The organism is Paraburkholderia sabiae (assembly GCF_030412785.1).
Taxonomy (GTDB): Bacteria; Pseudomonadota; Gammaproteobacteria; order Burkholderiales; family Burkholderiaceae; genus Paraburkholderia; species Paraburkholderia sabiae.
Window position 1 is genome coordinate 1,253,439 of record NZ_CP125295.1, and the last position, 15,274, is coordinate 1,268,712.

9 protein-coding genes, 1 tRNA gene and 1 pseudogene are annotated in these 15,274 nt (G+C 63.3%); 3 read left to right on the forward strand and 8 right to left on the reverse strand.

What is annotated here, in order from left to right; translation table 11 throughout:
* The first annotated feature begins 55 nt into the window (after positions 1-55).
* Both glnL and ntrC read left to right on the forward strand, forming a co-directional pair.
* Complete coding sequence (glnL, locus tag QEN71_RS05670; protein WP_201650084.1) at positions 56-1,198, forward strand: nitrogen regulation protein NR(II); 1,143 nt, start codon at positions 56-58, stop codon at positions 1,196-1,198.
* Between the two features lie 71 nt (positions 1,199-1,269).
* Complete coding sequence (gene ntrC / locus QEN71_RS05675; protein WP_201650085.1) at positions 1,270-2,784, forward strand: nitrogen regulation protein NR(I); 1,515 nt, start codon at positions 1,270-1,272, stop codon at positions 2,782-2,784.
* Positions 2,785-2,868: 84 nt separating this feature from the next.
* Here the strand turns inward: ntrC and xth are convergent, their stop codons facing one another.
* Both xth and QEN71_RS05685 read right to left on the reverse strand, forming a co-directional pair.
* The gene (xth, locus tag QEN71_RS05680; RefSeq protein ID WP_201650086.1) at positions 2,869-3,645 is read right to left on the reverse strand and encodes an exodeoxyribonuclease III; all 777 of its coding nucleotides are present in this window, start codon (positions 3,643-3,645) and stop codon (positions 2,869-2,871) included.
* A gap of 170 nt (positions 3,646-3,815) precedes the next feature.
* Positions 3,816-3,892, reverse strand: a tRNA-Met gene (locus tag QEN71_RS05685).
* Positions 3,893-4,067: 175 nt separating this feature from the next.
* Between QEN71_RS05685 and QEN71_RS05690 the strand changes: the two genes are divergently transcribed.
* Positions 4,068-5,357, forward strand: coding sequence for an amidohydrolase family protein (locus tag QEN71_RS05690; RefSeq protein ID WP_201650087.1), 1,290 nt, complete (start codon positions 4,068-4,070; stop codon positions 5,355-5,357).
* Positions 5,358-5,481: 124 nt separating this feature from the next.
* Here the strand turns inward: QEN71_RS05690 and QEN71_RS05695 are convergent, their stop codons facing one another.
* The 6 genes and pseudogenes from QEN71_RS05695 to fixL all read right to left on the reverse strand — a co-directional run bounded on the left by QEN71_RS05695 (position 5,482) and on the right by fixL (position 15,036).
* Positions 5,482-7,596, reverse strand: a complete 2,115-nt coding sequence (locus tag QEN71_RS05695) for a M3 family metallopeptidase (RefSeq protein ID WP_201650088.1) — start codon at positions 7,594-7,596, stop codon at positions 5,482-5,484.
* A 404-nt stretch (positions 7,597-8,000) separates the two neighbouring features.
* On the reverse strand, positions 8,001-8,858 hold the full coding sequence (folD, locus tag QEN71_RS05700; protein ID WP_201650089.1) for a bifunctional methylenetetrahydrofolate dehydrogenase/methenyltetrahydrofolate cyclohydrolase FolD: 858 nt from the start codon (positions 8,856-8,858) through the stop codon (positions 8,001-8,003).
* 306 nt (positions 8,859-9,164) lie between these two features.
* Positions 9,165-10,079, reverse strand: coding sequence for a DUF2950 domain-containing protein (locus tag QEN71_RS05705; RefSeq protein ID WP_201650090.1), 915 nt, complete (start codon positions 10,077-10,079; stop codon positions 9,165-9,167).
* Between the two features lie 80 nt (positions 10,080-10,159).
* Positions 10,160-11,488 carry a DUF3300 domain-containing protein gene (locus QEN71_RS05710; RefSeq protein ID WP_201650091.1) on the reverse strand — a complete coding sequence of 443 codons (1,329 nt, stop codon included), beginning with the start codon at positions 11,486-11,488 and terminating at the stop codon, positions 10,160-10,162.
* 389 nt (positions 11,489-11,877) lie between these two features.
* On the reverse strand, positions 11,878-12,522 hold the full coding sequence (gene fixJ / locus QEN71_RS05715) for an oxygen response regulator transcription factor FixJ (protein WP_012400866.1): 645 nt from the start codon (positions 12,520-12,522) through the stop codon (positions 11,878-11,880).
* Positions 12,519-15,036 (reverse strand): annotated as a pseudogene (gene fixL / locus QEN71_RS05720) (oxygen sensor histidine kinase FixL). Before fixL ends, fixJ begins: the two are co-directional and overlap by 4 nt.
* Positions 15,037-15,274: the final 238 nt, after the last annotated feature.

Consider the following 15,274-nt stretch of genomic DNA (forward strand, 5'->3'; position numbering starts at 1 on the left):
CGTTTTTGTTGCAAACCGCCCGTCCCATGCAAGGCTATCGAGACCCGACTGCAAGATGGTATTGAAGAACCTCATCAAGGCCAGAAAAGGGCACGCCGACGCATTGTCGGATGACGTGCAGCTCGTCGACTCCGGTTTGCTGCCGGGCTTCGAGGCGCTGCCCACTGTCGTGCTCGTGCTCGACAAGCGGACGCTGCGTGTCGCGTTCGCGAATCCGTCGGCCGAGTCGATGCTCGAAATGTCGCGCCGTCAGCTTACGCAAATGGCATGGCCCGAGATCTTCGCGAACGGCGAGGAACTGACGGCGACCATCGCCGCCATCGCCGCGCACCGTTTCCACGCGACGCATCTCGATGCCGTGCTCGAACGCCCCGGCCACGAGCCGCTGCATGTGCATGCCGTCGTCGGTTTTCTGGAGAGCGCACAGGACTACGTGCTGCTCGAACTGTTCGAGAACGAGCGGCATCTGAGGTCGGATCGCGAAGAGCGCATTCACGATCTCACCGCCGTCAACAAACAGCTGATCCGCAATCTCGCGCATGAGATCAAGAATCCGCTCGGCGGCATTCGCGGCGCGGCGCAATTGCTCGAATTCGAACTCGGCGCGCGTGAACGCGACGAGTTGCGCGAGTACACGCAGGTCGTGATCAAGGAATCGGACCGGCTGCAGACGCTTGTCGACCGGTTGCTCGAACCGCATCGTCATCCGCATATCGTCGGCGACGTGAATATTCACGAAGTGTGCGAGCGCGTGCGGGCCGTGATTCTCGCGGAGTTTCCGCGCGGCCTCACGATCGAACGCGACTACGACGTGAGCGTGCCCGATCTGCGCGGCGACAAGGAGCAACTGATCCAGGCGCTGCTGAACATCGTGCGCAATGCGGCCGAAGCATTGCGCGAACGCATCTCGCAGGGCGATGCGCGCATCGAGTTGCGCACGCGCGTCGCGCGCAAGGTGACGATCGCGAAACGTCTTTGCAAGCTGGCACTGGACTTGCATATCGTCGACAACGGACCCGGCATTCCCGAAGACATCCGCGACCGCATCTTCTATCCGCTCGTATCGGGCCGTGAAGACGGTAGCGGTCTTGGCCTGACGCTCGCGCAGACCTTCGTGCAACAACACGAAGGGATGATCGAAGTGGAGAGCCGTCCTGGTCACACCGAGTTTCAGATTCTGCTGCCGCTCGACTGCTGATGAATCGACCGTACACGCGACTGCACAGTCGATTGCACACACACGCCATACAAGACTTCTGACGGACCTATATGAAGCCGATCTGGATAGTAGACGACGATCAATCGATCCGTTGGGTGCTCGAAAAAGCACTCGCCCGCGAGAACTTCGCGACGCGCAGTTTCGCGAACGTACGCGAGGCCGCGGGCGCACTCGAACACGACAGCCCGCAGGTCCTCGTCTCCGACATCAGGATGCCGGGCGGTTCCGGGCTCGAACTGCTGCAAACCGTGCGCGACCGCGTGCCGGGACTGCCCGTCATCATCATGACGGCGTTCTCGGATCTCGATAGCGCCGTGGCCGCGTTTCAGGGCGGCGCGTTCGAATACCTCGCGAAGCCGTTCGATGTCGACAAGGCCGTTGAACTGATTCGCCGCGCCGTCGACGAAAGCATGCGCGGCGAGCAGACATGGGACGACCGCGTCGCCGAAGCACCCGAGATGCTCGGCCAGGCGCCCGCGATGCAGGACATGTTCCGCGCGATCGGCCGCCTGTCGCATTCGGCTGCGACTGTGCTCATTACGGGCGAATCAGGCACCGGTAAGGAACTTGTCGCGCGCGCCTTGCACCGACATAGCCCACGCGCGAACGGTCCGTTCATCGCGTTGAACACGGCAGCGATTCCGAAAGATCTGCTGGAATCCGAATTGTTCGGCCATGAGCGCGGTGCGTTCACCGGCGCGCAGGCGATGCGTCAGGGCCGCTTCGAGCAGGCTGAGAACGGCACGCTGTTTCTCGATGAAATCGGCGATATGCCGTTCGATTTGCAGACGCGTCTGTTGCGCGTGCTCTCGGACGGTCAGTTCTATCGCGTCGGCGGACATAATCCGTTGCGCGCGAATGTGCGCGTGATCGCAGCGACGCATCAGAATCTCGAAGCGCGCGTGCGTCAGGGGCTGTTCCGCGAGGACTTGTATCACCGGCTGAATGTGATCCGCCTGCGTCTGCCTGCACTGCGTGAACGCAGCGAAGATATCCCGCTGCTCACGCGCCATTTTCTGCAGAAGAGCGCGCGCGATCTCGGCGTCGAGCCGAAACGCGTGTCGGACGAGGCGCTGGCTTACATGACGACGCTGCCGTTTCCGGGCAACGTGCGGCAACTCGAAAACCTCGCGAACTGGCTGACCGTGATGGCGCCCGCGCAGACGATCGAGATCAAGGATCTGCCGCCCGATCTCGTGTCGACGCAGCAGAGCGGGGCGGAGTTCGCGATGGCGGCGAGCACGGCTTCGAGCGATGCCGTGTCGGGTAACGGTGGCACGGCGAACGGCGTTGTGCCGACTATGGGTTCGGTTGTCGTGCCCGGCGGCGTGGCGATTCCTTCGCCCGTTGCCGCATGGGAAAGCGGTTTGCGCACGGAAGTCGCGAAACTGCTGCGCGAGAACGCCGCCGATGTGATGGACGAACTGTCGCGGCGTTTCGAAGCGGCTGTGATCCGCGAAGCGCTCGATTTCACGCGCGGCCGCAAGGTTGAAGCGGCGGAGCGGTTGGGCATCGGGCGCAATACGATTACGCGCAAGATTCAGGAACTGAATCTCGAACCGTAAGCGCCGCTGGTGGCAAAACGAAAGCGGCTCGATGGTGTGTGATGCGCCATCGAGCCGCTTTGTCTTTGTCGCTATTATCGAGGCTTATTCAGCGAGCGCGACGACAGGCGCGTGATCGGAAGGCTGATCCCACTTGCGAGGCGTCTTGTCGACATCGCAATGCGTGCAGCTGGCCGCAAGCGGCTTCGACAGCAGGATGTGGTCGATGCGCAAGCCCGCGTTACGACGGAACGCGAGCATCCGGTAATCCCACCACGTGAAGGTCTTCTCGGGCTGTTCGAAGAGCCGGAACGAATCGACGAGGCCGAGTTCGATCAGACGGTTGAACTGCGCGCGCTCTTCCGGCGACACGAGGTTCTGTCCTTCCCACGCCTTCGGATCATGCACGTCGCGGTCTTCGGGCGCGATGTTGTAATCGCCGAGCAGCGCGAGCTTCGGATGCTGCGTGAGTTCGCTCGCGATCCAGTCGTGCATTGCGTCGAGCCAGCGCAGCTTGTAGGCGAACTTGTCGGTGCCGGGCGCCTGACCGTTCGGGAAGTAAGCGGAGATCACGCGCACGCCTTCGATGGTCGCCGCGATCACGCGCTGCTGCGGATCTTCGAAGCCCGGGATATTGCGCACGATGCTGCCTTCATCGACGCTCATGCCGTTGCGCACCAGAATGCCGACGCCGTTGTACGTCTTCTGGCCGGCGAACCAGCTGCGATAACCCTTTTCTTCGAGTTCGGCGCGCGGAAACTTTTCGTCGGGCAGTTTGAGTTCCTGGAGACACAGCACGTCGGTCTGACTAAGTTCGAGCCAGTCGATCACATGCTGCTGGCGAACCTTCAGGGAGTTCACGTTCCACGTGGCTAATTTCATCGCTCGTTCTCGTTGTTGCTTCAGGTGCTGGTGGAATCTTACCCTGATCGGGCCGGGTTGCTCAGTACGGCAACAGGCATAGGCAAAAAAGCAAAAGCCCGCAACGCTTGAGGCGATGCGGGCTTTATATGCTTGAGGCCGTGTGGAGCAGGACACGATGCCTTTGAAACTGGTTGCGGGGACAGGATTTGAACCTGTGACCTTCGGGTTATGAGCCCGACGAGCTGCCAGACTGCTCCACCCCGCGTCAGAAGCAGCGAATTGTACGGACACATTCGGCACGCGTCAAACACTTGATCGAATTTTTTTCATCTACGTCTGCTACGCGTCGTTGAGACATGGTGTTTCGTCCTATGCCATTACGCCGATTCCCGAGCATTTCTTCCGCCGATAGAATCGATGTCATGTAAAGGGAGCCCTTCATGGATCTGATCATCCGTCGTGCCGTATTACCGCGCAGCGCCGCGCAACAGCACAGTCTCGTCGACATCGGTATCGAGTCCGGCCGCATCGTTGCGGTCGAGCCGACGCTCGCGGCGAGCGCGCGTGAGGAAATCGAAGCGAACGGCGCGCTCGTCACGCCGCCGTTCATCGACGCGCACTTCCATATGGACGCCACGCTGTCGTATGGCTTGCCGCGCGTGAACGCGTCGGGCACCTTGCTCGAAGGCATCGCGCTATGGGGCGAACTGAAGCCGCATCTGACGCAGGAAGCGCTCGTCGAACGTGCGCTGCAGTATTGCGACTGGGCCGTTGCGCGCGGCTTGCTGGCTATCCGCACGCATGTGGATGTGTGCGACGAACGTCTGCTTGCCGTCGAAGCGCTGCTCGAAGTGAAGCGCCGCGTCGCGCCGTATATGGACCTGCAACTGGTCGCGTTTCCGCAAGATGGACTGCTGCGCAGCGCGGGCGCGTTCGACAATCTCAAGCGCGCGATCGCAATGGGCGTCGACGTGGTCGGCGGCATTCCGCACTTTGAGCGGACGATGGCGGACGGCGCCGAGTCCGTGCGGCTGCTCTGCGAGTTCGCAGCAGAGAAGGGCTTGCGCGTCGACATGCATTGCGACGAATCCGACGATCCGATGTCGCGTCATATCGAAACGCTCGCCGCGCAAACGCATCGGCTCGGCATGCATGGTCGCGTGACGGGCTCGCATCTGACGTCGATGCATTCGATGGACAACTACTACGTCAGCAAGCTGCTGCCGTTGATGCGCGAATCGGGTGTTGCAGCCATTGCGAATCCGTTGATCAACATCACGTTGCAAGGTCGCTCGGATATGTATCCGAAGCGGCGCGGCATGACGCGCGTGCCCGAGATGATGGCGGCGGGCATCGACGTCGCGTTCGGCCACGACTGTGTGATGGACCCGTGGTATAGCCTCGGTTCCGGCGACATGCTTGAGGTCGCGCATATGGGCCTGCACGTCGCGCAGATGACGGGCATCGACGCGATGCACGCGTGCTTCGACGCCGTCACAGTGAATGCGGCGCGTATCTTCGGACTGGAGCGTTACGGCATCGAGCCGGGATGCGACGCGAACCTCGTCGTGCTCGACGCTCGCGATGCCGTCGAGGCGATACGCTTGCGCGCTGCCAGGCTGGCCGTCGTGAGTCGAGGGAAGATCGTGAGCCGTGCGCCGGCGGCGCGCGCATCGTTATCGCTGGAAGGGCGGCCGACGGAAGTGGACTTCAAGCTGCATCGCGAATGAAAAAAGCTGGTTCGGTGAACCCGAACCCGCTTTGTGTTTGCTCGAAAGCTGACCTTGTTCCAAGCACCAGCATAAGCCGGCGCTTCGGCAAGTCACGCTATCGGCGCAGCGTCAATGTGCAACCTCAATGCGCAGCGCCCGGCGTCGAACCCGGCGCCATGCCGTTGTGACGCAGCAGCGCATCGATGTTCGGCTCGCGGCCGCGGAACGCCTTGAACGATTCCATCGCGGGACGGCTGCCGCCCACTTCGAGAATCTCCTTGCGATACCGCGTGCCCGTCGCCACATCGAGCACGCTGCCTTTGCCCGCCTGCGCGGCTTCTTCGAACGCGGCGTACGCGTCGGCGGAAAGCACTTCGGCCCACTTGTAGCTGTAGTAGCCCGCCGCGTAGCCGCCCGCGAAGATGTGGCTGAACGTGTTCGGCCAGCGCGAGAAAGCCGCTTGCGGAATCACGTGGAAGCGCTCGTTGATTTCGCGTGCGAGATCGTTCGCGCTCTTCGCGCCCGACGTATCGAAGTCCACGTGCAGCTTCATGTCGAACATCGAGAACACGATCTGGCGCAGCGTGCCCAGACCGCTCTGGAAGTTCTTCGCGGCGAGCATCTTGTCGAACAGATCGCGCGGCAGCGGCTTGGCCGTATCGACGTGTTGTGTCATGTCGCTCAGCACGTCCCACTCCCAGCAGAAGTTTTCCATGAACTGCGACGGCAGTTCGACAGCATCCCATTCGACGCCGTTGATGCCTGACACACCCAGTTCGTCGACACGCGTCAGCATGTGATGCAGGCCGTGGCCGAATTCGTGGAACAGCGTGATCACTTCATCGTGCGTGAAGCAGGCGGGCTTGCCGCCCACAGGCGCCGAGAAGTTGCACGTCAGATACGCGACGGGCGTTTGCACCGCGCCGTTCACCGGCTTGCGGCGCGAGCGCGCATCGTCCATCCATGCGCCGCCGCGCTTGCCTTCGCGGGCGTACAGGTCGAGATAGAACTGTGCGACGAGGCCGCCGTCCTGATTCTCGACGCGGAAGAAGCGCACGTCGGGATGCCACGTCGCCGCTTCGTCGCGGCGGATCTTCACGCCGAACAGCGTCTCGGTGACCTTGAACAGGCCCTTGAGCACGATGTCTTCCGGGAAGTACTGCTTCACTTCGTTTTCGGAGAACGAGTAGCGCTTCTGACGCAGACGTTCGGCGGCGAAGGCGACATCCCACGGCTGCAGTTCGCTCAGGCCCAGTTCGCCTGAAGCGAACTCGCGAAGCTCTGTCCAGTCGTGTTCGGCGTGCGGACGCGCACGCGTCGCGAGGTCTTCGAGGAATGCCATGACCTGTTCCGGCGACTCGGCCATCTTCGGCGCCAGCGACACTTCCGCGAAATTCCTGTACCCGAGCATGTGCGCTTCTTCTTCGCGCAGTTTCAGGTTTTCGGCGACGTTCGCCGTGTTGTCCCACTCGGCGTTGCCCTTGCCGTATTGCGGCCCGAGTTCCGACGCGCGCGTGACATAGGCGCGGTACATCGTCTCGCGCATCGCGCGGTTTTCCGAGTACTGCATCACCGGGAAGTACGACGGGAAATGCAGCGTGAACTTCCACCCGCTCTTGCTTTCGCGCTCGGCCGCTTCGTGCGCGGCTTCGATCACGTCTTCGGGCAGGCCCACGAGTTCGTCCTTGCTTTCCGCAAAGCACGCATAGGCGTTCGTGGCATCGAGCACGTGATCCGAGAACGCCTTCGACAGCGCTGCCTGCCGTTCCTGCAATTCGGCGAAACGGGGCTTCTGATCTTCAGGCAGTTCCGCGCCCGACAGTCTGAAGTCGCGCAGCGAGTTGTTCAGGATCTTCTTGCGTTCGCCCGTCAGCGAGCCGAAGTCGTCGCTGGCGGCAATCGCCTTGTACTTCTCGTAGAGCGCGAGATTCTGTCCGACGCTCGACCAGAACTCGGTCACGCGCGGCAGGTTCTCGCCATACACGGCGCGCAGTTCCGGCGTATCGGCGACGGCGTTCAGATGGCCGATCACGCCCCAGGCGCGCGACAGCGGCTCCGTCGCGCGTTCGACGGGCTCGACGACGTCGGCCCACGATGCCGGCGTCGACGGCTCGGCGGCGCGCTCGACGGCGGCGGAGGCGTTCGCGAGCAGCACATCGAGGGCGGGCGTCACATGTTCGGGGCGGATCTCGCCAAAGCGCGGCAGATCGGAGAAATCGAGGAGCGGATTGTCGGATGTCGATTGAGATGTGGACATGGTGCTTCCTGTCTGACGCGGTGAATGGAGGCCTGGACGAACATCTGTCCGGGTCTGAAACGGGAGCGGCGCGGATGCCAGGCGGCCCGAAAGCCGTGCGCCATCGTGCGCCCTGCAAGGTGGCATATTGGGGCGCCTGCCGCCATTTCCAGTCGTTGGCGGGTCAATCGAGCCAATAGCGCAAGCCAATATCCAGCCGGGTGCGAAACAACTTATCAGAACTGCCGCCCGCGCGCAGTCGTAGCGGGCACAGCCATATTTGTACCAGAAGCGCGGCGCGCGTCAGCGGACGGTCCGGCAGATGAGGCGCGCCCGGCGCGGTATCGCAATCCGGGCGGCAGGAGAAGGGTCTCTGGAAGCCAGTCGAGAAGGGAACGCGGCGCGCGCCGCGGTCAGTGCGTCGCTCAGGCCTGGCCGGCGGCGCGTTCGGCGGCTTCGATCGTGTTGACGAGCAGCATCGTGATCGTCATCGGGCCGACGCCGCCCGGCACGGGCGTGATATGACCGGCCACTTCCTTGACGTTCGCGAAATCGACGTCGCCGCACAGCTTGCCGTTCTCGTCGCGGTTCATGCCGACGTCGATCACCGTCGCACCCGGCTTGACCATGTCGGCCGTCAGGGTGTTGCGCAGGCCCGTCGCGACCACGACGACATCCGCGTCGCGCGTGAACGCGCCGATGTCGCGCGTCTTGCTGTGGCAGACCGTGACGGTTGCGTCGGCTTGCAACAGCAGCATCGCCATCGGCTTGCCGACGATGTTCGAGCGGCCGATCACCACTGCATTCGCGCCCTTCAGCGCGATGCCATGCGCTTCGAACATCTTCATCACGCCGTACGGCGTGCACGGGCGGAACAGCGGCTTGCCCGTCATCAGCGCGCCGGCGTTCGCAACGTGAAAGCCGTCGACGTCCTTCTCGGGCGCGATCGCCTCGATCACCTTGTGGCTGTCGATATGCGCGGGCAGCGGCAGCTGCACGAGAATGCCGTGGATCTTCGGATCGCGGTTGAGTTCGTCGATCCGCTTGAGCAGATCGGCTTCCGTCATCGTCGCGGAATAGCGGTCATACGACGAGAAGAGTCCGTTGTCCTCGCAAGCCTTGATCTTGTTGCGGACGTAGACCTCGCTCGCCGGATTGTCGCCGACGAGTACGACGGCAAGACCCGGCCGATGTCCGCGGGCGGTGAGGGCGGCGGCGCGCGTGGCGACGTCGGCGCGCAAGGTCTTGGAAAGGGCGGTGCCGTCGATCAGTTTGGCTGTCATGGTCGGTCGAGAATGGGCGTGTCGGAATGCGGGCGGGGCGGGCAGGTGCGGGGCGTGTGATCACGTTGCCGCGCATGCCGCGCGTTGTGCGTGCTGCACATGCGTTCGCGGCGCGCGCCGTGACGGACGCCGCGAATCGCACGGATGGCGCTCGAAGGCTGGAACGGGTCGCATGCCGGAAAGCGCACGGCGCGAAAACCGCGCCGCAGCGAAGTTCGACATTATACCGTCGGGCCAACGCGAGGGATGGCGACGGGTGACATCGCCGGAGACGTTTCGCGCGGTCAGGGTATGTTCAATGCGCGTTCACGGCTGGGTGGCCTGCCACGAAGAATCGGGATTGAACGACGTGATCGTGCCCGCGACGCGCGCCGTCTGCGGCCCGAGATTCTTCTCGTAGACCTGTCCGTTCTGGTTGACGATGAAGCTCATCACGCCCGTCTTTCCGTATTCCGCGGGCCACGCGACCAGCGCGAAGCCCTTCGACAGCGTGCCGTCCTGCAAGTAGTTCTGCGCGCCGCCGTCGGCATTCGAACCCTGCGACGTGAGGATGCGGTAGTGATAGCCGTAGTACGCCTCGCCGGGCGCGATCTGATGCGGCATCGTCGCGGCGAGCGGACCGAGCGGGCTTTCGGGCTCGCCCTCGGACGTCGGCCAGTACAGGCCGTCGTGCTTCCCGGGCGAGCTGATGAACTTCTGCGCGTAATGCTGCATCTGGCCGCGGTAGTCGTTTTGCGCATCCACATACGCGAGCGACGTCAGGATCGCCGAGCGTTCGTTGCGGCCGATACGGCGCGTGAGCATTTCGTCGGTAGCGGCGGGCGTGTCGAACTGCCAGCCGCGCGCCGTTTGGACGATCGGAATGGGCAGCGTCCAGCCGCCATCGCCGACGGCGAGATGGACGCTCTTGTGGCCGTGACGCGGCGTCGGATCGTCGACGATATGATGACCTTGCGCCCACTGTCCGAGGAACGCGTAGATATCGTCCTCACCGATGTTTGTGGTCGGAATGTAGTGGCGGTAGTTCTTGCCGAGCACCTTTTCCATCGCCGGATGGTCGCTGATCGCGAGCGCGTTGGCGAAGGCTTCGGCGGCGGCGTCAGGCGTCGGATAGACGGCTTGCGCAGCGGCCGGTTGCGCGATGGCGAGCAGCGTCGCGGCGGCCGCTGCGCTCAAGGCTTGCTGGGCGTGTGTCAGGAATCGAGTCGGATTGCGGATCATGTGAATCTCCTGTCGGCGGACATCGATGCGTTCGAGCGTCGGTCGAGCCGCATGCAAGATGTGATTGATCGGTTCATCGTCTAGCGGCGATGGAATCCGCCGCCGCCACCGCCGTGGAACCCTCCGCCACCGCCGCGTCCGCCGCCCTGGAAGCCCCCGGCCTGGCCCGCGCCGCCGCCGGGCCGCGCGCCACCGCCTGCCTGCCGTCCTTCGAACTGTTGTCCGCCGCCGCCCCCACCGAGCCGACTGTTTGCGCCGCCGTTGTTGGCGAGCGACTGGCGGCTCGACTGCCCGCGCTGAAGCTCTTGACGCGAACCCGCGGCATCGCCGGAACCGCGCAAGGCGTTGTCGCGATTCAGGTTCTGCGCGCTATTGCGGATCTCGCCCGAATTGGCGCCGCCCTGATGGATGTTCTGCACGCGCTGGCTCGCATTGCCGCTCAGGTTCTGGCCGGTGCGGTTCTGCAAGGTCTGCTGCGCCTGCGCGCGCGACGCGTCGCGTCCGCGATACTGGTCGCGTTGCGCAGCGAGATTGTTGTTGTTCAGGTTGGCGTTGTTGCGATTGAAGTTCGCGTTATTGCGGTTGACGTTGGCGTTGCGGTTCCAGTTCGCCGTCGACGTGTTCGAATTGATCCGGTTGTTGACGTTGACGTTGTTGTAGCGATTGACGTTGATGTTGACGTCGTGGTTGTTCCAGTTGAAGCCGCCCCATAGCGAATTGACGACGGCCACGCCCGCGCCGAACGCGAGGCCCGACATGAAGCCCGTCGCGATCGCGTAGCCGGGAGGCGGCGGCACGTAGACGGGCGGATACGCGGGATACGGCCATGTGCCGTAGACGACCGTCGGGTTATAGGTCGGCACGTAGACCACTTGCGGATTCGCAGGCTGAATCTGGATCGTGTTCTGTTCGACGATCACTTTCTGCTGCTCGCTCGATTTCAGATTGCCCGCCGACTGCGCCTGCTTGCGCAGCCGCTGTACGGAGTCCATCACGTCGTTGGGTTGCGCGAGAAACGCGTTGCCGAGTTGCGAGACCCAGTCGGGTTTCGACGCCATCGTCGCGAGCACTTGCGGGAACGCGACGAGCGATTGCACGCTCGGATCCCACGGCTCCGATGCGACGGCTTTCACGGCGTCGTCGCCCTTGTACTGCGAGTTCGCTTTCGACCACGCCGCGGCCGCATCGACATCCTGCGGGAACGTCGACGCCATCAGCACCTGAGCGAGCAGCGCGTCGGGGTAGAGCGCAATGGGCGCCGTCAGTGAATCGAGTTGCTGGTTCGAGACCTTGGCGGGTGTCTGCGCGACGGCATCGAGCGGCGCGACGATGCCCGCGGCGAGCGGCAGGCCTGCAAGCGCCGCGCAGACGAGCCAGGTGCGCGGCCTGTAGGGTCCGTAACGTTTCACGATGAAAACCTCCCTGCTGCGTTGTGCGCGCAGCGGCTGCGGCGCAATGTTGTGGCAATGGAGCGACGATCATGCGACCGTCTATCGCGACTGATAATGGAAGTGAGCGGGACGCGCAAGCGTCATGTGAATCGCGTTGCGGGGCAGGGATGCGCGCTGCATCGTTGCAGTTCGCTACACAATGCGAGTCAGTTGGGAGCGCTAATGAAATGCCCGCTGCGCGCGCAGCGAAGACGGTCAGGCGAGGTGTAAAGGAAGAGGAGCGGGGCGCTGCGATTGCAGCGCCGCGTGATGGCGTCAACGGATCGTCGTGCGCCCGCGCAAGCTAAAAGCCACAGCAGCGCGGGACGAAGATCGCGGCCATCACGCGATGACAACCGCGACGCGTATTACTGCGCGGGCTGCGGCTTGTTAGACAACGCGAGACGCAGCAGATCGGCCACCGTGTTCACGTTGAGCTTTTCCATGATGTTCGCGCGGTGCGCTTCGACCGTCTTGATGCTGATGCCGAGGTCGTCGGCGATCTGCTTGTTCAGGCGGCCCGCGATGATGCGTTCGAGCACCTGATGCTCGCGCGCCGTCAGCTTGCCGAGACGTTCGGCGGCGGCGCGCTGCTGCTGCACGCTGCTGCTTTCGCTGCGCGCCTTGTCGAGCATGCGCTCGACCAGCTTGCGCAGTTCGGCTTCGTCGAACGGCTTTTCGATGAAATCCATCGCGCCTTTCTTCATCGTCGACACGGCCATCGGCACGTCGCCGTGACCCGTCACGAAGATGATCGGGAGCAGCGTGTTGTCGGCGATCAGGCGTTCCTGCAGTTCGAGACCGCTCATGCCGGACATCCGCACGTCGAGAATCAGGCACGCGATCTGACCGGGATGCTGATGCGGCTGCCATGCGTCGATGAACTGCTCGGCGCTGGAGAAGCACTGCACGCGGTAGCCGTTCGCCTCCAGCAGCCAGCGCAGCGAATCTCGCACCGCTTCGTCGTCATCGACGACAAACACGGTTTCCTGTGTGGTAACTGGGGTGTTCATAGCTCTCCCGTAACGGTTTGTGGTGTCGGCGCCTCGGACCCGCCGTTGCTCGGGCCGTCAGGCTCTCCAATAGGCAGACTGCAATGGAAAGTGGCACCCGTGATGTGGCCGTCGGACTCGACGTTGTTCACCACCCACAGGCGTCCGCGATGCGATTCGATGATCGAACGGCAAATGTTCAGCCCCATGCCCATGCCGTCGGACTTGGTGCTGTAAAACGGTTCGAAGAGGCGCTCGGCCGTGGCTTCGTCGACGCCCGGCCCCTGGTCGATCACGCTGATGCACACGAAGCCCGAGTCGAGCTTCACGACCACGCGAATGACGGGATCGACGGCGTCGGGGCGCGCGTCGTGCATCGCTTCCGCCCCGTTCTTCAGCAGGTTCACGAGCACCTGCTCGATCAGCACCGGGTCGACGTAGATCACGGGCAGACGCGAGCGCATGTCCGTCACGATGCGGATGCGGCGCTTGCGTGCTTCGAGTTCGGCGAGGCCCACGGCGTCCGCGACGATGTCGGAGACACGGGTGGCCTGGCGTTTCGGTTCGCTGCGTTTCACGAATTCGCGGATGCGCTTGATGATCATGCCGGCCCGCACGGCTTGTTGCGCCGTCTTTTCGAGCACAGGTAACAGGTTGTCGGGAGTTGTCCGACCAGATTTAACCAGTGCGACGGCTCCAGAGCAATAGTTATTGATGGCCGCGAGAGGCTGGTTTAGCTCGTGCGCGAGCGACGACGCCATTTCGCCCATCGTCATCAGGCGGCTCGTGAACTGCAGCTTTTCGTCCTGCTGGCGCGCGAGTTCCTGTGCCTGCTTGCGCGTGGTGATATCGGTCGCGATCTGCATCTGCGCGAGGTGACCGTCCACCCACTGGATGTACTGGCGGCGCACTTCGAACCACTTCTGGATGCCCTGCACGTAGACTTCCTGCGCGTCGGCCGTGCTTTCCGTGAGCGCGGTGGCGGGCAGGCCGGCGAACGCATCGACCATGTCGATCGAATCCGACGATGCCGCCGAACTGTCGAAACCGCCGCCGCCCGCGAGTTCGAGATGCCCGTCGGGACGGATGCCGAACAGGTGGCGATAGTAGCGGTTCGCGAACAGCAGTTCGGCTTCGTCGGCGGCGAGCACGGACACGGCGGCATCGAGGCTTTCGAGCACCGTCGTGAAGCGTTCGTGCGCGGCGGCGAGTTCTTCGCGCGCGCGTTTCGGCTCGGTAATGTCCGTCATCGACGACATCCAGCCCGTCTGACGACCCGAACTGTCGATCAGCGGCGACACGTAGAGACGCGCATGGAACAGCGAGCCGTCCTTGCGGCGCACGCGCAACTCGAATCCGGACGAGGGCGCCTTGCCGCGCAAGGTCATGTCGAGCTGGCGCTGCATCTCCGGATACGAATCGCGCGGCCAGTACGGAAACGGCGCGTTCTTGCTGACGAGATCGCTTTCGTCCCAGCCCGTCATCCGGCAGAACGCGGGATTCACGTGCGTGATCCGGCCGTGCATGTCGAGCACGCGCATGCCGATCAGCACCGAGTTTTCCATCGCGCGGCGGAAGAACGCTTCTGCGTACAGCGCCTGTTGCGCCTCGAAGCGCTGGCGCGTGTGCTTCCACAAGCTCCACAGGCTCCACAGCACAAAGCACGACAAACCCGCGACCAGCCACACGAGCGTGTTGTTCGTGAAGTTGGTCATCTGCGGATACGCGTACACGCGCACCGAGACGCCCTGGCCGGGCGGATCGAGCGGCAGGTCCGTAGTACGCGTCGCGCGGCAGGCGCGGGCGCGTCGACGTCGTGGCCAGCTCGCGGTTGTTGATGTCGATGATCGAGATCTTGTACTTCGCGGACAGCTCGGGCGGGATGTCGCGCTTCAGGATCCCTTCGATCGAGAACACGGCGGCCACCGTGCCGAGAAAGTCGCGGTCGCGATAAACGGGGGTTTGCAGCGTGATGTAGCCATTGCCGACGTCGTCATACATCAGCGGCGAATAGACCTGGCGACGCGTGTTCTTCGCTTCGGCGAACGCGGCCTTCACGGCCTCGTCCATCTGCTGGTCGTTGGGTTTGGCGAGGCGCTGGCCCAGCACGGGCAGGTCGTTGTTCGGCCAGCGCGGCTGCTGCGCGCTGGTGTACCAGTTCATGTAGAGGATCTCGGGATGCCCCTGCATGATGTCGGCCGTCGACACCTGGAAGGAATGCGGATCCGCGCGGCCGGAGACGAGGTCGCGCGCGAGCGCCTGAAGCTGTTCCTGCGCGCCCGTCATCGACAGGCGGATCTGCTGCTGCGCCCACGCGACGTTGCGATACAGCGTGTCTTCCTGCTGCTGCTGTTCGCGCCGGTTCAGGCTCCACAGGATCAGGCTCATGACGACCAGGAAAACCAGGATCGACAGGAGCGGCGTCAGCAAATAGGAATTCGACCACCACGGTCCGTGGTGCCAGCGGGACGGCGTCGAATCCGCCGACGGTCCGGCGGAGCGCGCCGAGCGTGCGAAAAGCCGATCGGTCAACATGGCTCGCATTGTAGCGCAGCGGGTGACACGTAATTGCCGCAAAAAAGCGATGAAAGTCACGTAATTCGGCGCAAACTACCCGACGTACTTGCTGATGGGCAGTCAAACCAGGGTGCGTTGCAGCAATTTTTCGCATTATGAGAAAGACTCTCGTAATCTGAAAATTTCCTTGCGCAGGCGTTGTGGGCCTTATTACAATCGGCCGGAAGCTGCCGCGGTCGTCGTGTTCGTCCGCGTC